This is a genomic window from Plantibacter sp. (genome assembly GCF_059073635.1).
This window is the reverse complement of record NZ_JCACOF010000009.1, coordinates 435,925-455,756: the sequence shown is the minus strand read 5'-3', so window position 1 is coordinate 455,756 and position 19,832 is coordinate 435,925. Positions and strand designations below refer to the sequence as shown.

Genomic DNA, 19,832 nt, shown 5'->3' with positions numbered 1-19,832 from the left:
CCCGTGGCCGTCCTCCCTCCGGCCGGCGACACCGGCTCGCGCTCCGCTGAGGCGACGACCGTCGACCCAACACCGGCACCGTCGTTCCGGGTGTCGTTCGAGGGCTTCGAAGGGCCCTTCGACCTCCTGCTGACCCTCATCGGCAAGCACGAACTCGACATCACCGAGGTCTCGCTCAGCCGCGTGACCGACGAGTTCATCGCCTACCTGCGCACGCTCGAGGCCGACGACGAACTCGACCAGGCGAGCGAGTTCCTCGTCGTCGCGGCCACCCTGCTCGACCTCAAGATCGCGGGGCTGCTGCCGCAGGGTGAGCTCGTGGACGCGGAGGACGTCGCCCTGCTGGAGGCGCGGGACCTGCTGTTCGCCCGCCTGCTGCAGTACCGCGCGTTCAAGCAGGCGTCGGCGTGGTTCGCGGAGCGCCTCGACCTGGAGGCGGCGCGCCACTTCCGGGCGGTCCGGCTGGAGGAGCAGTACCGTCAGCAGACCCCGGAACTCGTCTGGACGCTGACCGCGCAGGACTTCGGCGCACTCGCGACGCTCGCGTTCACGCCGCGCGAGGTGCCGACCGTGGGCCTCGACCACCTGCACGCACCGCTCGTGAGCATCCGGGAACAGGCGGCGCACGTCGTCGCCATCCTGCGCCGCGGCGGGTCCCACACCTTCCGCGAGCTCGTGGCCGGTGCGGAGCTGAAGGGCGTGGTCATCGCGCGCTTCATCGCCGTGCTCGAACTGTACCGACACGCCGCGCTGTCCTTCGAGCAGATCGAACCGCTCGGCGAGCTCACGCTCCGCTGGACGGCCGAGACCTGGAACGACGACAGCCTCGCCAACCTGGGAGCCGATTACGATGCCTGACGCGACACCCGAGTCGATCGAGCGGCCGACGGACGCCGCCCAGGGCCTGCCGGCCGAGCCCGCGCCGGTGCCCGCACCGGACGTCCCGCGGGCGCTCGAGGCGATCCTCATGGTCGCCGACGAACCGCAGAGCCTCGTGAACCTCGCCGCCGCCGTGCACGTTCCGGTCGGCGCCGTCCGACGGGCCATCGCCGAACTCGTCGCCGACTACGACGGCGAACGCGGTGGCGTCCGACGCGGGTTCGAACTCCGCGAGGTCGGCGGCGGCTGGCGGATCTACGTCCGAGCCGACTACGACGCGCTCGTCACCGACTACGTCGTGACCCAGAACCCGACGAAGCTGTCGCAGGCGGCGCTCGAGACCCTGGCCGTGATCGCCTACAAGCAGCCGATCAGCCGCGGCGCGATCGCCTCGATCCGCGCCGTCAACGTCGACTCCGTCGTCCGCACCCTCCTCGGACGCGGACTCATCACGGAGATGTTCACCGACAGTGAGACGGGTGCCATCAACTACGGCACCACCGATCTCCTGCTCACCCAACTTGGTATCAACGCCATCGAGGAGCTGCCGCGGATCTCGCCGTTGCTCGACGATGGCCGGGAAGGATTCGACAGTGACCAGCACTGAATCAGAGGGCATCCGCTTGCAGAAGGTGCTGGCGAACGCCGGCGTCGCCTCGAGGCGCGTGTCTGAGCAACTCATCGAGGACGGCCGTGTGGAGGTGAACGGCGTCGTCGTCACCGAGCTCGGCTCGCGGATCGATCCGGAGCACGACCTCGTGTCCGTCGACGGCAGCGCCATCCAGCTCGACGCCTCGAAGCGCTACCTCATGCTCAACAAGCCGGTGGGCATCTACAGCTCGCTGAAGGACGACCGCGGTCGCCCCGACCTGCGCCGCTTCACCGAGCAGTACGAGGAACGGCTCTTCAACGTGGGCCGCCTCGACGCCGAGACGAGCGGTCTGCTCATCCTCACCAACGACGGCGACCTCGCGCACGTGCTCGCGCACCCGTCGTTCGGTGTGCAGAAGACGTACATCGCGAAGGTCACCGGCAAGGTGACCGCGCAGGTCCTCGCGAAGCTGACCGCGGGCATCGAACTCGAGGACGGACCGATCTCCGCCGACAAGGCCCGCCTGCTCGGCACCGAGGACGGGTTCAGCCTCGTGGAGCTCACGCTGCACTCCGGGCGGAACCGCATCGTCCGTCGCATGCTCGACGCCGTCGGCCACCCGGTCGTCGACCTCGTGCGCCGTCAGTTCGGCCCCCTGCACCTCGGGACCCTCGGATCCGGCCAGCTGCGCGAGCTGAGCAAGGACGAACTCGGCGCCATCCTGACCATCGCCCGCGCTCACGGTCCTGAAGCCCGCGCGGCCGACGGCACGGCAGCGGAGGCGTCGGAGCCGACGGCATGAGCGACCTGAGTTCCGCGCCCGCGCGCGTGCAGGGGTCGGTCCGCATCGTCGGAGCCGGCCTCCTCGGCGCGAGCATCGGACTCGCGCTGCGCGCCAAGGGCGTCGACATCATCCTCGACGACGCGTCGCCCAGCCAGTTGCGCCTCGCCATCGACTACGGCGCGGGTCGTGCGGCGGAACCCACCGACGACCCGTCCGTCGTCGTCATCTGCGTCCCACCGGACGTCACCGCCCGCGTCATCGAGGCCGAACTCGCCGCGTTCCCGCGCGCCGTCGTGACCGACGTCGCGAGCGTGAAGCTCGAACCGTACCGGGCACTGCTCGAGCGCGGCGTCGACCTCACCCGGTACATCGGTTCCCACCCGCTCGCCGGCCGTGAGCGCGGGGGAGCGATCTCCGCGAGAGCCGACCTCTTCCTCGGCCGCCCCTGGGTGATCTGCCGCGACGCCGAGACACCCGCCTGGGCGCTGTCGCAGGTGGAGGGCCTCGCGCTCGACCTCGGCACCATCCCGATGGAGATGACGCCGGACGAACACGACCGCTTCGTCGCGCTCGTCTCGCACACGCCGCAACTCGTCGCGAGCCTCCTGGCCGCCCAGCTGCAGGACGCCGAGGAGGGCGCCATCCAGCTCGCCGGACAGGGCCTGCGCGACACCGTCCGCATCGCCTCGAGCGCACCGGAGCTCTGGGTCCAGATCCTCAGCGCCAACCACGCCGAGGTCCTCCCGGTGCTGGAGCAGCTGTCCACCGACCTCGCGTCGGTCATCTCGGCACTCCGGGACCCGGAGGTGCCGGGCGCTCGCCGCACGATCGCGGACACGATCGCCGCCGGCAACACCGGCGTCGCACGGCTCCCCGGCAAGCACGGCCAGAACCGCCGGTTCGCGAGCATCGTCGTCCTCCTCGACGACCGCCCCGGCCAGCTGGGCGCCCTGTTCACGGAGCTCGGCGAGATCGGCGTCAACATCGAAGACCTGCGTCTGGAGCACTCGCCCGGCGCGAACATCGGTCTCGCGGAGGTCCAGGTCCTCCCCGAGGTCAAGCAGCGCACCGTCGACGACCTCGAGTCGCGCGGCTGGCGCATCGCGGAAGTATAGGAAGAGACATGACCGAACAGCACCCCACCAGCACCGACGCGTCGACGACGCCGGACGCACCCGTCGTGGTCGCGATCGACGGACCGGCCGGCAGCGGCAAGTCCAGCGTGAGCAAGGCCGTCGCCCGTCGGCTCGGCTACCGCTACCTCGACACGGGCGCCTGGTACCGCGCGCTCGCGCTCCACACGCTCGATGCGGACGTCGACCCCGAGGACTCGGCGGCGGTGATCGGCTCGCTCGACGCGTTCGGTGGCGCCTTCACCGTCTCCCTCGACCCGGACGTGACCGCGTTCACGCTCGGGGATCGCGACGTCACCGACGAGATCCGCGGCCCTCGCGTGACGGCCGTCGTGTCCGCCGTCGCCCGTGTCCCGGAGGTGCGTGCGTGGATCAACGAGACCTTCCGATCGCTCATCGCCGACGTCGACCGCCCGGGCATCGTCGTCGAGGGACGCGACATCACCACGGTGGTCGCACCGGATGCTCAGGCTCGGATCCTGCTCACGGCATCCGAAGCGGCTAGAATGGCCAGGCGTTCAGCGGAATTCGAGAGCCACCCTGCCGGCGACGTCGCGGAACAACTGCAGCGGCGTGATCGGGCGGACTCCAGGGTCGTCGACTTCATGAACGCGGCGGACGGAGTGACCACGGTCGACTCCACGCACATCGACTTCGACGAGACGGTCGACGCGGTCGTCCGCGTCACCGAATCCCTCACAGCAAGGAACTCCCATGGCTCACGATGACGAGCAGTTCGACGGAGGCCCCGACGACCTCGCGGACCGCCTCCAGGACATGGACGAGGAGCTCGCGACCCAGCGGGCCGCGTCCCTCCGCTCCGGCCTGGCCGACTACGACCTCGAGGGCGACGACCTCGACATCCTCGACGGCGCGACGGAGGACCCGGACGAGATCCGCTTCCTGCCGGCGCTGCCCGTCGTGGCGATCGTCGGTCGCCCGAACGTGGGCAAGTCCGCGCTGGTGAACCGCATCCTCGGCCGTCGTGAGGCCGTCGTGGAGGACACCCCCGGTGTCACCCGCGACCGCGTCAACTACAAGGCCGAGTGGAACGACCGTCGCTTCACGGTCGTCGACACCGGTGGGTGGGAGCCCGACGCCAAGGGGATCGACGCGTCCGTCGCGGCCCAGGCCGAGATCGCCATCGACCTCTCCGACGTCGTGATCTTCGTGGTCGACGCCATGGTCGGCGCCACGGCGACCGACGAGCAGGTCGTCAAGCTGCTCCGCAAGACCGGACGCCCCGTCTTCCTCGTCGCCAACAAGGTCGACGACGCCCGTCAGGAGCCGGAGGCCGCGGCGCTCTGGAACCTCGGCCTCGGCGAGCCCCACCCGGTCTCCGCGATCCACGGCCGTGGTGTCGCCGACCTCCTCGACAAGATCCTCAAGGTCCTCCCGCAGGTCTCGGCCGTCGCGAAGGACGAGTTCGGCGGCCCCCGCCGCGTCGCGATCCTCGGACGCCCGAACGTCGGCAAGTCCAGCCTGCTCAACAAGACCGCAGGCGAGGAGCGCGTCGTCGTCAACGACCTCGCCGGGACCACCCGCGACCCGGTCGACGAGCAGATCGAGCTCGGCGGCAAGATCTGGCGCTTCGTCGACACCGCCGGTATCCGTCGTCGCGTGCACCTGTCGCAGGGTGCCGACTTCTACGCGTCGCTCCGCACGAGCACGGCGCTCGAGAAGGCCGAGGTGGCCGTCGTCCTCATCGACGTCACCGAGGTGATCAGCGAGCAGGACGTGCGGATCATCGACCTCGTCCTCGAGAGCGGTCGCGCCCTCGTGCTCGCCTTCAACAAGTGGGACCAGCTCGACGACGAACGCCGGAAGTACCTGGAGCGCGAGATCGAGCAGGACCTCTCGCACGTGTCGTGGGCGCCGCGCGTCAACATCTCCGCGCGGACGGGCCGCCACCTGGAGCGTCTCGTCCCGGCCCTCGAGGTCGCACTCGAGTCGTGGGACATGCGTATCCCCACCGGCAAGTTCAACGCCTTCCTCGCCGAGCTCACGGCGGCGCACCCGCACCCGCTGCGTGGTGGCAAGCAGCCCCGCATCCTGTTCGGCACGCAGGCCGCGAGCCGCCCGCCGACCTTCGTGCTCTTCACGACCGGCTTCCTCGACCCCGGTTACCGTCGCTACGTGATCCGTCGCCTGCGCGAGATCTGGGGCTTCGAGGGCACGCCGATCAACGTCAACATGCGCGTCCGCGAGAAGCGCCAGCGCTGATCCACCGCGTCCGTCTGCCGGACGGCGACGACGAAGGCCCGGGACCACTCCATGGAGTGGTCCCGGGCCTTCGTCGTCCTGGTCGAGGCGTGATCAGGAGCGAGCGAGGGCGGATTCGTCCGCGGGCGCCAGGGCGGGCCCGTGTTCGGTCTCGAACGGCCACCAGCTCGGGAGCAGTTCGCCGATGACCTCGAGGAACGACTCGACGTCGCGTGGTGCTGGGGTGTCGAGCCAGACGCGGAAGCTCGCGACGGAGCCCGCGGCGACGAAGTGCGCCGCTGATCGCATGAACAACTCGCGCTGCTCCTCGCTCAGGCATTCGGCGTGGGGGAGGGTGATCGCCCCGCGCTCGAAGATGTCGAGCACCGTCGAGGTGAAGACCCGGTTGAGCATGGGCTGCAGACTCGCGCCGATGAGGTCGTCGCCGAGACCGACGCGGTAGATGTCGGCGCGCTCGTCGATGTGGCGGAGCGCGGCGACCGTGGCCCGGGTGATCGCCGCCGGGGCGTCGTCCGCGGAGACGGTCGCCAGGTGGGTCATGCTCAGTTCCGTGAGCTCCTCGGCGAGGACCGATTCGAGCAGCTCGCACGGCGCCGCCGCGTGCTGGTAGAAGGTCGATCGGTTGATGCCGGCGCGTGCGGCGATCTCCGAGACGGAGATCTCGGAGGTGGGGCGTTCTGCGGCGAGTTGCAGGATCGTGCGCGCGAGCCGTGCCCGCGTCCGGCGTTGACGTGCATCCATGAGGGTCCTTCGCGTGGGTTCGGTGCGGCGGGCGCGAGCGCGGCCGATGCAATACTGGAGTTCAATATATAACATATTCCGCACGTGCGGTGGAGATGACCCTGGGCAAGGGGGTGGCGCACAGCGTTTCGTGCCAGGCTGGTCCAATGACTGATGCGCATCCTCCCGGCGGCCCCGTCCGGGACGCCGGGGATGCCTGGGTCGAATCCGGAGACGGCCGGAAGTACTGGGGGCGGTTCGGTGCAGCCGGACTCCTGGTGCACGATCGAGCGCGCGGCGTGCTGTTGCAGCATCGGGCCGGTTGGAGCCACTTCGGCGGCACCTGGGGCATCCCGGGAGGCGCGCGTCACCAGTTCGAAAGCGCTGTCGACGGCGCGGTCCGCGAGTCGCACGAGGAGGCGGGTGTCCCCGCCGAGTCGATCGAGCTGCGGTTCGACTCCGTGCTCGATCTCGGGTTCTGGTCGTACACGACGGTGATCGTCGAGGCGGTCGAGCCGTTCGAACCCGTGGTCTCCGACCCGGAGAGCATCGCCCTCGCCTGGGTGCCGCTCGCCGAGGTCGAGGCGTTGCCCCTGCACCCCGGCTTCGCCGATTCGTGGCCGGGCCTGCGGTCGCAGCTCGAGCGCCGCGTCACGGTCGTCGTCGACGTCGCGAACGTCGTCGGGTCGCGACCGGACGGGTGGTGGAAGGACCGTGCCGGAGCCGCGCAGCGGTTCGTCGCGCGACTCGGCCGCCTCGCGCACGAGGGACTCGACGCCCAGGCGCTCGACCTCGACTTCAACCGCTGGTGGCCGGCCTACGTCGCCGTCGTCGAAGGACAGGCCCGCGGCGTCCACACCGATGACGACGTGCGAGAGCCCGGGCACGAGCTGCGGGCGGGCGTCTCGGTCGTCGACGCGGCGGGGAGTGGCGACGACGCGATCGTGGACGTCGTCCGTGGGCTCGACGGCGCGGTCGTCGTGGTCACCTCGGACCGTGAGCTGCGGGAACGCGTCGAGGGTCTGGGCGCGACGACGCGCGGTGCCGGCTGGCTGACGGAGCTGCTCGACGCAAGTCAGCTGAGGGCAGCGGCAGTCGCTCCACAGGAGCCTGCAGACCGTCGGCGCCGTCACGGGAGACCGCTTTCCCGCACGCCGCCTGGGCGTTCAGTAGGGTTGGTGCCATGACCCTGTTCATCATCGTCGGCGCCGTCGGTCTCGTGATCGTCCTCATCTCCTTGGTCTTCGGTGAGATCTTCGACTTCCTGGACGGGGCGGTCTCGGCCACCGCGCTCGGGAGCGCGTTCACCGTCTTCGGTGCGGTCGGTGCGATCGTGCTCGCGAACGGGCTGCCCGTCTGGTCCGCGTACGTCATCTCGGCCGTCATCGGTGTCCTCGTGCTTGTCGGCGTCCAGCTGATGATCCGGAGTTTCAAGCGCTCGGAGGACGGCACGCCGAGTTCACCGCTCGGTCTCTACGGCGTCGCCCGGTCGACCATCTCGGCCTCCTTCGGCGAGGTGAGCCTCGACGGTCCGCACGAGATCGAGACGCGCCTCGCCTTCTCCGACACCCGGATCGAGACCGGCAGTCGAATCCGCGTGGTCGAGCTCCAGGGCTCCCGCGTCAAGGTCGAACCCGCATCGAGCGGAGCCGCTGCCGACACGCAGCCCTGATTCCATCCATCCACCAGCACGCCCTCGAGGGGAAGGCACCTGCCCTATGGACTTCATCACCACCAACATCACGGTGATCGCCGTGATCGCACTCGTCGTGGTGGCGCTCGCGATCGTCGCGTTCGTCGCCGGACGGATCAAGCGCGTACCGCCGAACCAGGCGCTCGTCATCGTCGGTCGGGGGGCCGGCGCCAAGACGGGTGAGCCCGATGGCGGGCAGCGCGTCGTCATCGGTGGGCGCGTGTTCATCTGGCCGATCCTGCAGCAGGGCTTCCCGATCTCGCTCGAGCAGCGCCAGATCGGCATCGTCGTGGAGGGCGTCGACACGAACTTCATCAAGGTCGCCATCCAGGCGAGCGTGAACTTCAAGGTGTCCGGCACGCCGGAGGGTGTGCGCCGTGCCGCGCAGCGCTTCCTCTCGCAGCAGGGGTCGCTGACGCAGATCATCCAGCAGTCCCTCGAAGGGTCGCTGCGGTCCATCATCGGCAACATGCCGATCAAGGAGATCATCTCCAACCGCAACGCCCTGTCCGAAGCGGTGGTCGAGGCGACCAAGACGGATCTCGCCGAGCAAGGCCTCCAGGTCGACCTGCTGAACATCTCCGACATCTCGACGCCGGGCACCAACTACCTCGCCGACCTCGGTCGAGCGGAGAACGCACTCGCCCGGCAGAACGCGGAGATCAAGGAGGCCGAGACCGCTCGTGCGTCCGAGTTCGCGCGGATCGAAGCGGCGGAGCAGGTCGCGGAGCGCCAGAAGGCCCTGAGCCTCAAGCAGGCGACCATCAAGGCGGAGACCGACCGCGCGAACGCCGAGGCCGAGGCCTCGGGTCAGCTCGCCACGGCTCAGCAGGACCGCCTGGTCGCGGAGCAGGAACGTGAGGCGCTCGCCGAGAAGGCGAAGGTGGAGCAGGAGCGCCTCGACATCGAGGTGCGCAAGCCGGCCGAGGCCGACGCGTACGCGACGGTCCAGCGCGCGCAGGCGGCCCGAGATGCGGCCAATGCCGCAACGGAAGCCGACGCGTTCAAGCGCAAGACCATCGCCGAGGCGAACAAGGTCGCGGCGGTGCAGGACGCCCAGGCGGCTGCGGAGTCCGTGCGTCTCGCCGGTACCGCTGAGCGCGACAAGCAGATCGCGCTGGCCGAGGGTATCCGCGCCCAGGGTGACGCGAAGGCGTCGGCCGTGGCCGCGGAGGGTCTGGCGGAGGCCGAGGCGATCGACGCGAAGGCGGAGGCGCTGAAGAAGTACGGTGAGGCCGGGCTCGCGTCCGAGATCATCGCCCGTCTGCCTGAGATCACCCGTGCCGTGTCCGAGCCGCTCGGGAACATCTCGAACCTCACGGTCATCTCGACCGAGGGCGCGTCGGCCGTCACGAAGACGGTCGGCCAGGTGGTCAGCGAGGTTCCGAAGGTCGTCAAGGACATCACCGGGCTCGACCTGTCCGCCCTCCTGGGCGGGGTCGCCGGTGGCGCGCTGGGGGAGAACCTCCAGCAGGCGATGTCCGACAACGCGGCTGCGGCCGCGAAGCGTCAGCCGAAGACGCCCGCGTCACCCGACGCCGTCTGAGTCGCTGGACCATCGGGAGCCGGTCGCCTTCGGGTGGCCGGCTTCTGGCGTTGTTCCACGACTCCTCGGGCGATTCACCGGTGTCGCTTTGGAGCTTGTCAAGCGGTCCGGTCGCATCCCCGGTCGGGCATACGCGCCCGCCTAGGGTGGAGGCATGCGTGCGGTGCGCACGGGTGTCATCTGGAGGATCGTCGTGGACCATCGAGGAAACACAGCCGAGCAGCGCGAGGGCGAGCAGTCGTCGGAGCCGACCGAGGCCGGCGAGGCCCAGCGTCAGCGTCTGGCCGAGCGGCCGTGGCTGTCGTCCTACGCCAGTGGCGTGCCCGCCGACATCGACGAGGTCACCGAGACGCTCGTCGACCTGCTCGACACCTCGGTGAAGCGCTTCGGTGATCGCATCGCCCTGGAGTTCTTCGGTGCCGAGACGAGCTACAGCGAGCTCGGCGAACAGGTCGCGCGAGCGGCCGAGGGGCTCCGCAAGCTCGGCGTGAAGCCGGGCGACCGCGTGGCGCTCGTGCTGCCGAACTGCCCGCAGCACGTCGTCGCGTTCTACGCGGCGCTCCGGCTCGGTGCGACGGTCATCGAGCACAACCCGCTCTACACGGCTCGCGAGCTGCGGCATCAGTTCGAGGACCACGGCGCGCACGTCGCGATCGTGTGGGACAAGGTCTACGACCTCGTGGCCGACCTCCCGGCCGACGTGATGCGCGGCCGGATCGTCTCCGTCGACATCACCCAGGCTCTGCCGTTGTCGAAGCGTCTGGCGCTCCGGTTGCCGGTGAAGCGTGCGCGCGAGTCGCGTGCGGCGATGACCGCGACCCCGTCGGCGAAGCACGTGCTCCCGTGGGAACGGCTGATCGGCGGACGGAAGCTGTCGAAGCGGGTCGTGCGTCCGACGCTCGACGACACCGCGCTCCTGCAGTACACGAGTGGGACGACCGGGGCACCGAAGGGTGCCATCCTGACGCATCGCAACCTGCGGGCGAACGCCGAGCAGGGACGCGCCTGGGTGCCTGGCCTGAGCGAAGGTGGCGAGGTCTTCTACGGAGTCCTGCCGCTGTTCCACGCCTACGGCATGACGCTGTGCCTGACGTTCGCCATGAGCATCGGGGCGCGGCTCGTGCTGTTCCCGAAGTTCGACCTGGAGCTGGTGCTCACGGCGGCGAAGAAGTCCCCGCCGACGTTCCTGCCGGCGGTGCCGCCCATCTACGACGCGCTGTCGCGTGCTTCGAGCCGCAAGGGCGTCGACCTGACGAGTGTCCGCTTCGCGATCTCCGGGGCGATGAGCCTCCCGGTGTCGACGGTCACGCGGTGGGAGGAGGCGACCGGCGGTCTGCTCGTCGAGGGCTACGGGATGACGGAGTCGTCGCCGGTGGCGCTCGGCAACCCGATCGGTCCGTCGCGTCGGCCGGGCACCGTGGGTGTGCCGTTCCCGAGCACCGAGATCCGCGTCGTCGATCCCGAGAACCCGACGGTCGATCGTGCGGCGGGGGAGTCGGGCGAGCTGCTGCTCCGTGGCCCGCAGGTCTTCCAGGGGTACTGGGGTCGTCCGGACGAGTCGCGCGAGGCGTTGCTCGAGGGCGGCTGGTTGCGGACCGGCGACATCGTGACGGTGTCGGCGGACGGCTTCGTGACGGTCATCGACCGGGTGAAGGAGCTCATCATCACCGGTGGGTTCAACGTGAGCCCGTCCGAGGTGGAGGAGACGCTCCTGTCGCACCCGGACGTCGAGTCGGCCGCTGTGGTCGGCCTGCCGCGCGATTCCGGTGGCGAGGACGTGACGGCCGCGGTGGTCATGCGTGCCGGGACGGTGTTCGACGCCGGCTCGCTGCGCGACTACTGCCGGACCCGCCTCACGGCGTACAAGGTGCCGAAGCGGGTCGTGCAGCTCGACGAGCTGCCGACGTCGCTCATCGGCAAGGTGCTGCGTCGCAAGGTGCGCGACCAGCTCGTCGCGGATCGCAAGGCCGAGTAGCGCCTGCGTCCGGGCACCTGCCCGGTCCTCTCGGCACGTCGTGGGATGCGTGCCTGGAGGCGCTTCGTCGTGCCGCGGTGGTCAGCCGCGGGACTCGGGGTGCAGCCAGTGGCGCACGACGGGGATGAGCAGTGACAGCGCGACGAAGGTGATGGCGCCGCCGATGATGGCGTCGTCGATCGGCGTGTTGCGGCTGACCTGCACGAAGCCGGAGACGATCGCGACGGGCAGGGCGGTGAGGGCCGCGACGCGGACCTCTTTCCAGTAGTGGCTGTAGCGCATGGTGGTCCTTCGTCGGGTGACCGGATCGGTCGGTTCGTCCTGTCGCGCGGGTGCGGACGAGTCACGGTAGCGTGCCCCGTGCGGGGGTGGGCAGGGGAGACCTCCCACCCGACGAGTGCGGCTTGTCTGGGCCGGGCTGTGGTCGCCGGAGCCGTGTCACGGAGCGCTCTCGGAATCCGCTAGACTGTTCGAGTTGTCTTCTCCGCCCGCGGAGATGGCATCGGGCTGTGGCGCAGCTTGGTAGCGCACTTGACTGGGGGTCAAGGGGTCGCAGGTTCAAATCCTGTCAGCCCGACCATGAAGTCCCGGAAACCATCTGGTTTCCGGGACTTTTTCGTTGGCCCGCAGCGCGGCGCAGGTGGTCAGAACCGCTCGTCGTATGCCGTTCGACTCGCTTCGATCACGGGGACGTGCTCGCCGGCCCACTCGGCGAGTGCCACCGCGTGGGGGATGAGCGACTGCGCGAGGTCCGTCAGCTCGTACTCGACCCGTGGCGGCACTTCGGCGAAGGTGGTGCGGGTGACGAGCCCGTCGCGTTCCAGGTTCCTGAGGGTGAGGGTGAGCATGCGTCGGGAGATGCCCGGGATGCGCTGCTCGAGCTCGGTGAACCGGAACGGGCCGTCATGGAGCGTCGCGATGAGGAGGAGCGCCCACTTGTCGGCGATGCGGTCCAGGAGTGAGCGGATGGCCTTGCCCTGGTCGCCTCGGACGGAACACAGCCTCTGCGTAGCGGAACACGGCACCCCTCGCGGACTCGGTCACACGCGTGTGCCTTTTGTACGCCGGTCCGATCCGGTCCACACTTGCGTTGGTTACTCATCGTAACCATCGACGCACACGCGCACTCGGAGGTAGCTGCATGGTCATCGCCTATTGGATCGTCGCAGGACTGCTCGCGGTCCTGTACCTGTACTCGGGCGGCATGAAGCTCGTCCGCTCTGCAGAGCAGCTCCGCCCGATGATGGCGTGGGTCGACGGCATGCCGCTCTCGGCGGTTCGAGTGATCGGGCTGCTCGAGGTGCTGGGCGTGGTCGGCCTCATCCTGCCCCCGCTCGTGGGCGTCCTCACCTGGTTGAGCGTCGCTGCGGCGGTCGGACTGGTCCTCGTGCAGATCGGTGGCATCACCCTGCACCTGCGTCGCGGCGAGATCCGGGTACTCGGGCTGAACGTCGCCCTGCTGGTGCTCGCCGCCGTCGAGATCTGGCTGGCGACGATCTGGCTGTAGCGGTGGCGGATCGGTGCCTGCCTCGTCAGCCGACTCAGGGGACGAGCACGATGCGCCCGAACACGTCCCCGGCGTCCATGAGACGGTGCGCCTCGGCTGCGTCGCTCAGCGGCAGGGTGTCGTGGACCACCGGTGAGAGCGTGCCTCGGACGGCGTCGTCGAACACCTCGGCTCGCACCCGCGCGAGTTCCTCGCGCGGCACGGTGTCGAGGCTCAGGGTTCCGAAGGTGATCGATCGGCGGAAGCCGGCCAGGAGAGCCGTGCCGAAGTCGGCGGGCGGGAACCCGCCCACCACGCCCACGGCGATCAGGCGGCCGTTCGGCGAGAGCCGCTCGATGAACCGGGGGAGATCGGGACCGCCGACGATGTCGAGGATGACGTCGAACTCCGCCGGGGCGTCCGCATCGCCCGCGCCGGAGCGGTCGAGCACGTGGGTTGCACCGAACGCCCGCAGACGTTCCCCGCGTTCGGAGGACGAGGTGGTGACGGCGATGACGCCGGCGCCGGCACGAGCGGCCAGCTCGACGCCGGCCAGGCCGATACTCCCGGCGGCCCCGCGCACGAGGACGGATTCGCCCTCGGTCAGGCGAGCGCGTTCGAGCGCGAAGTGCGCGACCGGGAACGCGCTGCCCAGCGTCACCGCCTGGACGGACGTCAGGTCGGACGGCAGCTCGACGATCTCGTCGGCTCGCGCGATCACGTACTCGGCGTACGCGCCCGAGGTCCCCGTGAACGCCCAGACCCGTCGACCGACCCACGCGGGGTCGACGTCGGGCCCGGTCGCGGTGATGACGCCGGCGGCCTCACTCCCCGGGATCATCCCCGAGTCCCGGGCGGCTTCGGCGATCCCGCCCCGGCGGATCACGACGTCGACCCCGCCGACGCCTGCGGCCTCCGTTCGAACGAGGACCTCACCGGCCCCGGGCGTGGGGACGGGCAGGTCCGTCACCTCCATCCCACTCGGGTCGCCGAAGGTCCGGATGATCACTGCGCGCATGGGTGCACTCCGTTTCGCGGCGGGGGATCTGACCCGCCTCCCGAAACGTAACGGACGCACCCGTCCACTTGAGTAATGTGAGACACATGTCCGCGACACTGCCTCAGAACCTGCGTTCCGACGCGCAGGAGAACCGTGACCGCGTCCTCGCGGCAGCCCGCGAACTGTTCGGGACCGACGGCCTCCACGTGACGATGCGAGAGATCGCCCGCCGAGCCGGTGTCGGGCCGGCCACCCTCTACCGACGGTTCCCGACCAAAGCCGATCTCGTCAGAGCCGCATTCGTGAACGAGCTCGACGCCTGCCGCTCGATCGTGGTCGACGCCCTCGCGGACGTCGACCCCTGGCGTGGATTCCGCGGCATCATCGAGGAGGTCCTGGTCCTCAACGCCCGGAACCAGGGGTTCACGGACGCGTTCCTCGCCGCCTACCCCGATGCCGTCGACTTCCGGACCCAGCGCGAACAGGCCGTGCGCGCGATCACCGCCGTCGCTCGTCGCGCCATCGACGCCGGCGCGCTGCGCGCGGACTTCGTCCTCGACGACTTCCTCGTGGTCCTGCTCGCGGCTCGCGGACTCTCACGTACGACGGAGACGGAGCGCGTCCGAGCTGCACGACGCTACGCCGCGCTCGTGATCGACGGACTGCGTGCGTCAGACCGGCACGGACCGCTCCCTCCAGCGCCGCGACTCATCCCGAGCGTCATCCCGGCGTAGGCCGCACGTCCAGGTTCACGATGCGACCCGCTTGCTTGCGTCAGCCGTGGTCGGGGTGAAGACGTTGACGAGGTTGCCGTCGGGGTCGCGGAACAGCAGCGATCGGTTACCCCACGGCATGGTCGTCGGCTCGTTCACGAACGTCTCCACGACGCCCTGGAGCGTCGTGTAGACCGCGTCGACGTCATCGACGAGCAGATCGAGGATGACGGATCGGTTGGCTCGCGGTGCGGCGGCGTCCTCGCCCAACAGTGGGATGGTCGCTGAACTGGCGATGGCGAGCGTGCCGGTGTCGGTGCGCACCTCGGCGAACAGTGGGTGCAATCGTGCCGCGGTCGCACCGGTGACCCGTTCGTAGAAGGCGACCAGGGCGTCGACGTCGTCGGTGATGATCCGGGTGGCTGCGAGGTGCATGCGTGTCTCCTTGGCTGGTGGTCTTCCCCCACAGGTGCGGGGCGGTGACGACGATAGAGCCAATACCGGACCGTTTTCGCCCGGTATTCTCATGAGATGGGACATGCCGGCTCGCCGACTGCTCGAGCGCTGCAGCTGCTCGAGTTGCTGCAGTCGGCGGAGATCCGCAGCGTGCCAGAGCTCGCCGAACGGTTGGGCGTGGATGAACGGACTGTGCGCCGCTCCGTGCAGCGTCTCGTGGACATGGATGTCCCGATCGAGTCGGTGCGCGGTCGCTACGGCGGGTACCGCCTCGCCGTCGGCCGACGGGTGTCGCCGATCATGCTCACTGACGAGGAAGCGGTCGCCGTCTTCCTCGGCTTGAGTGAAGCTCAATCGTCCTCGGACTCCCCGGACGTCGCAGCGCAGATCGCCCTCGCGAAGATCCGGCGCTCCCTCCCGGCCGCATCCGTGGACCGCCTCGAGGCGGTCATGCAGGCCGCAGCGCTGAGCCCGTCGCGCCTCGACGTGCCCGACGCCGGCGTCCTGCTCACCGTGTCGGATGCGCTCCGAGCGAGACGTCCCTTGGAGCTGCGCTACCGCGACGCGGAGGACACGCCCTCGCGTCGCACGGTGCATCCGTTCGACCTGCTCGTCCATGCCGGTCGTTGGTACCTGGACGCGTTCGACGTCGAGCGAGCGGAGGAGCGCACCTTCCGGGTCGACCGCATCCGATCGGCGCGGACGCTGCCCGGCGTCTTCCCGGGCCCGGTTGCTCGAGCGGAGCGCCCTCCACTCGTCGATCGCTTCGCGGGGGCGGACTACCGATGGCACGTCCGGTTGCGCATCCAGGCGAGCGTCCCGCAGATCCGGGCCCACTTCCCGGAGAGCGTGGCCGTCGTGGAGTCGATCGAGGACGCACCTGCCTGGCATCGGGTCTCGATCCGAGCCAAACGCCTCGACTGGCTTCCAGCGGTGATCGCCGGGCTGGGAGATCACGCGGTCATCATCGACGAGCCTGAGGATCTCCGTGAACTCGTGCGCGCGACGGCGACGCGGATGTTCCGCATCGCTGGCGGTGCTGAACAGCGGCCCGTCGCCGAGTAGCGCGCGACGATGCGGATCGTCTCGACGCGGGCGACCGGTGGCCTGGTCGACGCGATCGCCGCGGGCGCGGCGCGTATCGGGGCACTCGAACAACTGGCCGGCGGGGCAGACGCGGGCGCACCCACCGATGAGCCGCTCGGACTCGTCCCAGAGCCGTCTGGGCGTCATCCAGGTTCCGCATCGGCGGACACAGGGCCGGGAGGAGCGCGGGGCGGCCACCGATGGTCCGGACCTGGCCGTAGAACTCGTCGCTTCGTGCGGTCGAAGCCGTTGCGGCCATGAGCGCAGGCTGCGCGTCACTCGACACCGTGCCTGCGGCGCCGAGGCGTGAGAGCAGGGTGACCACGCGACGGGCTCCGGTGTCCCGCTGGCGACCCATGCCCGGTTGGGCGGCCAACAGATTGGTGGGGGAGAAGCAGGGGTGGGACAGGTTGCTGGAGACACCCCACCGGCTCGACGAGGTGTTCGCCCCTCGTGGTCGAGCGCACGGGCTGGAGGACCGCGGCGCCAGCCCGGGCGAGGTCGGTGGCGATGCTTCGACCGATGCCGAGGACCCTGGTCGGCGTGAGGACCGCTCAGCTCGCCAGCTGCCCCCCGCCTTGGGGGTTGTCGATGCCATGGCGCGGTAGGAGCATCAGCTGCATCGGAACCAATGGAGGTTCGAATGCGGAATCCAGAGGTGTGGCTCGCCCTTGTCGGCTTGCTCGGGGGTGTCGTCATTGCCGGGTGCCCTCTTCGCGCCGATCGCAGCGATCATCGCCGGGGTCGGATTCCAACTCAAGCGGAAGGAACGGGGCATCGCTCCAGGGCTGTTGCTCTTCAGCCTTGCTGCGATCGTCTTGGCGATCTTCATCTACCCGGCCCACTTCCGTGCCGTCGCCACGTGTGATGCGATCGCCGCAGGGGCTTCGAACTCGCCGCTGGAGCGACTACTCGATACACCCATGGAGCGGCGGATGGACGCACTGGAGGCAGGCTGCAACGATCTGCCGTTCTACGAGATGCGCGAGTACTGACCCCCGGTCTCGACAGCGTGCCGTTCAGCTCGTTGCAGGGAACGGGCGCAGCTCCAGGCGGCCGTTGCGGGCCATCGGGTGGCGGGCGGCGATGTCGATCGCCTCGTCGAGGTCGGCGCACTCGAGGATGTCGAAGCCCCAGAGGGTGTCGGTCGCACCCGGGATCGGGCCGTTGGTGACCAGGCGCTCGCCGGCGCGGACACGGACGCCGCGCGCCTCGCTCGGATCGAGCACGTCGCCGAGGAGCCGCCGCCCGGTCGTGTCGAGCTCCTGGACCCAGTGGTCGACGTCGGAGTCGTCGGTCGGCTCGTCGGGCACCGGGTCCGTGAGGACGAACATCATGAATCGCATACGGTTCCTCTCATTCGACGCTCTCGAGAGCGCACTCGTGGTCGCTATCGGACCGGGTTGACGACCGGTACTGCGCTCTCGTCGCGCCAGAGGGTCTCGATCGGGATCGACTGACCGAGGACGCGCTCCGCCGCCCGATGGCCGGAGTGGAATGCCGCCGTCACCGTCGCGGGGTCGTCGGTCCAGGTCGCCTCGCCCGCGAGGTGCAGGACGCCGCCGACCGGGGTCGCGAGGGCGTCGTGGTCGTCGGTCGTCGAGCCGACGGTCATGTAGGCGTAGGACCCGCGCGAGAACGGGTCGTCCTGCCAGCGCGTGACGTGCACCTCCGTCGGCTCCTCGACGCGGTCGCCGTACAGGCGCCGCAGCTGCTCGAGGTTCGACTCCACGACGCGCGACTCGTCCCAGTCCCGGATCTCCACGGCCGTCGGGCCGGCGGCGAACGTGAGCAGCGTCGGCGATCCGTGCGCCGTCGTGAGGTCGTACCAGGAGTGCCAGCGTCGACTCTCCGGTCCTTGCTGTCTGAATCGGCGTAGACGTCGTCGTCCCAGAATCGCCGCTCGAACCGGAGGAACACCTTCTCGAACGCGTTCATCCGCAACCGGGCGAGCGCACCGGCGACCGGCTCCGGCAGCGGGGGATCGATCACGAACTCCTCCGACTGCAGTACCCCGACCGGCACCGTCACCACCACCGAGCCCGCGTGCAGCACCACCTCGCTCGTCGGTCCCTGGGCGGTCACCTCGACGCCGTCCGCGGACCACCGCACGTTCGTCACCACGTGCTCGAGGCGCACGTCGAGCCCCTCGGCCAGTCGCCGGGGGAGCACGTCGTACCCGTCGGGGAACACGACCTCGTCACCGTCGATCGCGTCGTCGTCGAGCCCGTGGGCCGCGAGGTCCTCGATCCACGCGCCGTACTGCTCCTCCGAACGATGCTCCAGGTACTCGCGGACCCGCTGCACCCGCTCGGCGTCCCAGCCCTGCAACGCGAGCGCCGCCTCGGTCACGTCACGGTACGACGCGTCCGGCGCGGACTCGGCGACGACACCGAGGAGCGTCGCGTCGAGGGCGTGGACGTCCTCGGCGAAGCCGCGAGCCTCGGCGTCCGACAGGCGCTCGCCGCCGGGCCCGTAGTACGCGATCGGCCGGCTGTCCGGCTGGTAGCCGCCGACGGTGAACTCGACCGTCCGCATCCCGAACGCGTCGGCCGCCGCGGCGACCGCACTGTCGTTCACCCCGTGCACCCACGATGCGCCGAGATCGGTCACCTGACCGTCGCGACGCTCGGTCGACACCCGCCCGCCGACCCGGTCACGGGCCTCGACGACGACCACCGTTCGTCCGGCGGCCGCGAGGAGTCGTGCGGCGACGAGCCCGGCGACGCCGGCACCGACGACGACCGTGTCGAAGCGGGTGTCGGCTTCGGGCGTCTGCGTCGACGCCTCGTCCGACGCGCTCATCGCGGGTCGCCCATGTCGCCGGTGGCCGGTGTGCCGTCGATCCGTTCGTACCTGAGGTGGACGGTCCCTGCGGGGGAGGTGGTCGCCGGGCCGAGCAGGCGCAGCGAGGACGGCACGGTGCCGGTGGCGAAGACCCGCTTCCCGGTGCCGAGCGTGATCGGGTACACCCAGAGGTTCAGCTGATCGAAGAGTGCGTCGGCGAGCAGGGTCTGCACGAGGTCGAGGCTGCCGATGACGTGGATCTGCGCAGTGGCGCTCGCGCAGTGCTCGAACGGCCTCCGGGAGGTCCGATCCGAGTTGCGTCGAGTTCGCCCACCCCAGCTCCCGCGGCTCGCGTGACGCGACGTACTTCGGCAGTCGGTTGAAGAGCCTGGCGATGCCGTCGTCCTGGCCACCCTCCTGGTGCGGCCAGTATCCGGCGAAGATGTCGTAGGTCCGGCGCCCGAGCAGGAGGGCGTCCATGCCCACCATGCCGGCGTCGATCTGCTCACCGTCGACCTCGTCGATGAGCGGCGCCTGCCAGCCACCGAACGCGAACCCGTCACTGGGGTCCTCCTCCGGCCCACCGGGCGCCTGAGCGACGCCGTCGAGGGTCATGAAGAGGTCGATGTGGATGCGTCCCATGTCCTGCTCCGATCTGCTGCACTCACGATCCACCGGCGGGCAGGCGGTGTCAACGGCTGTCGGCTGAGAACGCACTGACGAAAGGGCGTCGGCCGTGTCCTGGGCGAGTAGCGTTCG

The 19,832-nt window shown here is 69.8% G+C and carries 21 protein-coding genes, 1 tRNA gene and 2 pseudogenes; 15 read left to right on the top strand and 9 right to left on the bottom strand.

All coding sequences use genetic code 11. From position 1 onward, the window contains the following. Window positions 1-3 precede the first annotated feature (3 nt). From AC5JOC_RS12165 to der, 6 genes are read left to right on the top strand one after another with little or no spacing between them, the layout of a single operon-like run. Window positions 4-858 (top strand): segregation and condensation protein A, encoded by an 855-nt coding sequence (locus tag AC5JOC_RS12165; protein ID WP_124769478.1) that lies wholly within the window; start codon window positions 4-6, stop codon window positions 856-858. Next, window positions 851-1,486 (top strand): SMC-Scp complex subunit ScpB, encoded by a 636-nt coding sequence (gene scpB, locus AC5JOC_RS12160; RefSeq protein WP_137241546.1) that lies wholly within the window; start codon window positions 851-853, stop codon window positions 1,484-1,486. Before AC5JOC_RS12165 ends, scpB begins: the two co-directional genes overlap by 8 nt. Continuing rightward, window positions 1,452-2,273 (top strand): pseudouridine synthase, encoded by an 822-nt coding sequence (locus AC5JOC_RS12155; protein WP_086475416.1) that lies wholly within the window; start codon window positions 1,452-1,454, stop codon window positions 2,271-2,273. Before scpB ends, AC5JOC_RS12155 begins: the two co-directional genes overlap by 35 nt. Continuing rightward, on the top strand, window positions 2,270-3,370 hold the full coding sequence (locus AC5JOC_RS12150; RefSeq protein WP_159879004.1) for a prephenate dehydrogenase: 1,101 nt from the start codon (window positions 2,270-2,272) through the stop codon (window positions 3,368-3,370). Before AC5JOC_RS12155 ends, AC5JOC_RS12150 begins: the two co-directional genes overlap by 4 nt. 8 nt (window positions 3,371-3,378) lie before the next feature. Further along, window positions 3,379-4,116 (top strand): (d)CMP kinase, encoded by a 738-nt coding sequence (gene cmk / locus AC5JOC_RS12145; protein ID WP_064295487.1) that lies wholly within the window; start codon window positions 3,379-3,381, stop codon window positions 4,114-4,116. After that, window positions 4,103-5,611, top strand: coding sequence for a ribosome biogenesis GTPase Der (gene der, locus AC5JOC_RS12140; RefSeq protein ID WP_085514417.1), 1,509 nt, complete (start codon window positions 4,103-4,105; stop codon window positions 5,609-5,611). Before cmk ends, der begins: the two co-directional genes overlap by 14 nt. 93 nt (window positions 5,612-5,704) lie before the next feature. Here der and AC5JOC_RS12135 read toward each other — a convergent pair whose 3' ends face one another. Then, a complete protein-coding gene (locus AC5JOC_RS12135; protein ID WP_194644719.1) occupies window positions 5,705-6,352 on the bottom strand; it encodes a TetR/AcrR family transcriptional regulator in 648 nt (215 codons plus the stop codon). A 146-nt stretch (window positions 6,353-6,498) separates the two neighbouring features. Here AC5JOC_RS12135 and AC5JOC_RS12130 point away from each other — a divergent pair, with 146 nt between their 5' ends. From AC5JOC_RS12130 to AC5JOC_RS12115, 4 genes are all read left to right on the top strand, one after another. Then, a complete protein-coding gene (locus AC5JOC_RS12130; RefSeq protein ID WP_494246482.1) occupies window positions 6,499-7,518 on the top strand; it encodes an NUDIX domain-containing protein in 1,020 nt (339 codons plus the stop codon). Beyond that, complete coding sequence (locus tag AC5JOC_RS12125) at window positions 7,515-8,003, top strand: NfeD family protein (RefSeq protein ID WP_064295483.1); 489 nt, start codon at window positions 7,515-7,517, stop codon at window positions 8,001-8,003. Before AC5JOC_RS12130 ends, AC5JOC_RS12125 begins: the two co-directional genes overlap by 4 nt. 46 nt (window positions 8,004-8,049) lie before the next feature. Then, entirely contained in the window at window positions 8,050-9,570 is a 1,521-nt protein-coding gene (locus tag AC5JOC_RS12120) for a flotillin family protein (protein WP_064295482.1), read from the top strand. A 154-nt stretch (window positions 9,571-9,724) separates the two neighbouring features. Then, on the top strand, window positions 9,725-11,545 hold the full coding sequence (locus AC5JOC_RS12115) for a long-chain-fatty-acid--CoA ligase (RefSeq protein WP_124769471.1): 1,821 nt from the start codon (window positions 9,725-9,727) through the stop codon (window positions 11,543-11,545). Window positions 11,546-11,626: 81 nt separating this feature from the next. Here the strand turns inward: AC5JOC_RS12115 and AC5JOC_RS12110 are convergent, their stop codons facing one another. Further along, window positions 11,627-11,827 (bottom strand): hypothetical protein, encoded by a 201-nt coding sequence (locus AC5JOC_RS12110; protein WP_159878993.1) that lies wholly within the window; start codon window positions 11,825-11,827, stop codon window positions 11,627-11,629. 221 nt (window positions 11,828-12,048) lie between these two features. Between AC5JOC_RS12110 and AC5JOC_RS12105 the strand changes: the two genes are divergently transcribed. Beyond that, window positions 12,049-12,125, top strand: a tRNA-Pro gene (locus AC5JOC_RS12105). A gap of 64 nt (window positions 12,126-12,189) precedes the next feature. Here AC5JOC_RS12105 and AC5JOC_RS12100 read toward each other — a convergent pair. Beyond that, complete coding sequence (locus tag AC5JOC_RS12100) at window positions 12,190-12,570, bottom strand: winged helix-turn-helix transcriptional regulator (protein WP_494246481.1); 381 nt, start codon at window positions 12,568-12,570, stop codon at window positions 12,190-12,192. Window positions 12,571-12,686: 116 nt separating this feature from the next. Here AC5JOC_RS12100 and AC5JOC_RS12095 point away from each other — a divergent pair, with 116 nt between their 5' ends. Further along, complete coding sequence (locus tag AC5JOC_RS12095) at window positions 12,687-13,052, top strand: DoxX family protein (RefSeq protein ID WP_494246480.1); 366 nt, start codon at window positions 12,687-12,689, stop codon at window positions 13,050-13,052. Between the two features lie 34 nt (window positions 13,053-13,086). Here the strand turns inward: AC5JOC_RS12095 and AC5JOC_RS12090 are convergent, their stop codons facing one another. Next, window positions 13,087-14,049, bottom strand: a complete 963-nt coding sequence (locus AC5JOC_RS12090) for a zinc-dependent alcohol dehydrogenase family protein (protein ID WP_494246479.1) — start codon at window positions 14,047-14,049, stop codon at window positions 13,087-13,089. A gap of 86 nt (window positions 14,050-14,135) precedes the next feature. Between AC5JOC_RS12090 and AC5JOC_RS12085 the strand changes: the two genes are divergently transcribed. Next, window positions 14,136-14,765, top strand: coding sequence for a TetR/AcrR family transcriptional regulator (locus AC5JOC_RS12085; RefSeq protein ID WP_494246478.1), 630 nt, complete (start codon window positions 14,136-14,138; stop codon window positions 14,763-14,765). A 15-nt stretch (window positions 14,766-14,780) separates the two neighbouring features. Here AC5JOC_RS12085 and AC5JOC_RS12080 read toward each other — a convergent pair whose 3' ends face one another. Further along, window positions 14,781-15,179: a VOC family protein gene (locus AC5JOC_RS12080; protein WP_494246477.1), complete on the bottom strand. Its 399-nt coding sequence runs from the start codon at window positions 15,177-15,179 to the stop codon at window positions 14,781-14,783. 96 nt (window positions 15,180-15,275) lie between these two features. Here AC5JOC_RS12080 and AC5JOC_RS12075 point away from each other — a divergent pair, with 96 nt between their 5' ends. Together AC5JOC_RS12075 and AC5JOC_RS12070 are read left to right on the top strand one after the other, a co-directional pair. Then, window positions 15,276-16,265, top strand: coding sequence for a helix-turn-helix transcriptional regulator (locus AC5JOC_RS12075; RefSeq protein ID WP_494246476.1), 990 nt, complete (start codon window positions 15,276-15,278; stop codon window positions 16,263-16,265). A gap of 710 nt (window positions 16,266-16,975) precedes the next feature. Beyond that, window positions 16,976-17,281: a hypothetical protein gene (locus AC5JOC_RS12070; protein ID WP_494246475.1), complete on the top strand. Its 306-nt coding sequence runs from the start codon at window positions 16,976-16,978 to the stop codon at window positions 17,279-17,281. Between the two features lie 24 nt (window positions 17,282-17,305). Here AC5JOC_RS12070 and AC5JOC_RS12065 read toward each other — a convergent pair whose 3' ends face one another. The 4 genes and pseudogenes from AC5JOC_RS12065 to AC5JOC_RS12050 all read right to left on the bottom strand — a co-directional run bounded on the left by AC5JOC_RS12065 (window position 17,306) and on the right by AC5JOC_RS12050 (window position 19,715). Continuing rightward, window positions 17,306-17,632 carry a YciI family protein gene (locus AC5JOC_RS12065; RefSeq protein WP_494246474.1) on the bottom strand — a complete coding sequence of 109 codons (327 nt, stop codon included), beginning with the start codon at window positions 17,630-17,632 and terminating at the stop codon, window positions 17,306-17,308. A gap of 44 nt (window positions 17,633-17,676) precedes the next feature. Next, a complete protein-coding gene (locus tag AC5JOC_RS12060) occupies window positions 17,677-18,081 on the bottom strand; it encodes a flavin monoamine oxidase family protein (RefSeq protein ID WP_494246489.1) in 405 nt (134 codons plus the stop codon). Window positions 18,082-18,200: 119 nt separating this feature from the next. Then, window positions 18,201-19,091 (bottom strand): annotated as a pseudogene (locus AC5JOC_RS12055) (flavin monoamine oxidase family protein); the annotation flags it as partial. After that, a pseudogene (locus AC5JOC_RS12050) lies at window positions 19,088-19,715 on the bottom strand (dihydrofolate reductase family protein). The pseudogenes AC5JOC_RS12050 and AC5JOC_RS12055, both read right to left, overlap by 4 nt. Between the last annotated feature and the right edge of the window lie 117 nt (window positions 19,716-19,832).

Coding starts and splice junctions, on each gene's coding strand:
- scpB (WP_137241546.1), top strand. CDS start 851: ATGCCTGACGCGACACCCGAGTCGATCGAGCGGCCGACGGACGCCGCC.
- AC5JOC_RS12155 (WP_086475416.1), top strand. CDS start 1,452: ATGGCCGGGAAGGATTCGACAGTGACCAGCACTGAATCAGAGGGCATC.
- AC5JOC_RS12150 (WP_159879004.1), top strand. CDS start 2,270: ATGAGCGACCTGAGTTCCGCGCCCGCGCGCGTGCAGGGGTCGGTCCGC.
- cmk (WP_064295487.1), top strand. CDS start 3,379: ATGACCGAACAGCACCCCACCAGCACCGACGCGTCGACGACGCCGGAC.
- der (WP_085514417.1), top strand. CDS start 4,103: ATGGCTCACGATGACGAGCAGTTCGACGGAGGCCCCGACGACCTCGCG.
- AC5JOC_RS12135 (WP_194644719.1), bottom strand. CDS start 6,352: ATGGATGCACGTCAACGCCGGACGCGGGCACGGCTCGCGCGCACGATC.
- AC5JOC_RS12130 (WP_494246482.1), top strand. CDS start 6,499: ATGACTGATGCGCATCCTCCCGGCGGCCCCGTCCGGGACGCCGGGGAT.
- AC5JOC_RS12125 (WP_064295483.1), top strand. CDS start 7,515: ATGACCCTGTTCATCATCGTCGGCGCCGTCGGTCTCGTGATCGTCCTC.
- AC5JOC_RS12120 (WP_064295482.1), top strand. CDS start 8,050: ATGGACTTCATCACCACCAACATCACGGTGATCGCCGTGATCGCACTC.
- AC5JOC_RS12115 (WP_124769471.1), top strand. CDS start 9,725: ATGCGTGCGGTGCGCACGGGTGTCATCTGGAGGATCGTCGTGGACCAT.
- AC5JOC_RS12110 (WP_159878993.1), bottom strand. CDS start 11,827: ATGCGCTACAGCCACTACTGGAAAGAGGTCCGCGTCGCGGCCCTCACC.
- AC5JOC_RS12095 (WP_494246480.1), top strand. CDS start 12,687: ATGGTCATCGCCTATTGGATCGTCGCAGGACTGCTCGCGGTCCTGTAC.
- AC5JOC_RS12090 (WP_494246479.1), bottom strand. CDS start 14,049: ATGCGCGCAGTGATCATCCGGACCTTCGGCGACCCGAGTGGGATGGAG.
- AC5JOC_RS12085 (WP_494246478.1), top strand. CDS start 14,136: ATGTCCGCGACACTGCCTCAGAACCTGCGTTCCGACGCGCAGGAGAAC.
- AC5JOC_RS12080 (WP_494246477.1), bottom strand. CDS start 15,179: ATGCACCTCGCAGCCACCCGGATCATCACCGACGACGTCGACGCCCTG.
- AC5JOC_RS12075 (WP_494246476.1), top strand. CDS start 15,276: ATGGGACATGCCGGCTCGCCGACTGCTCGAGCGCTGCAGCTGCTCGAG.
- AC5JOC_RS12065 (WP_494246474.1), bottom strand. CDS start 17,632: ATGCGATTCATGATGTTCGTCCTCACGGACCCGGTGCCCGACGAGCCG.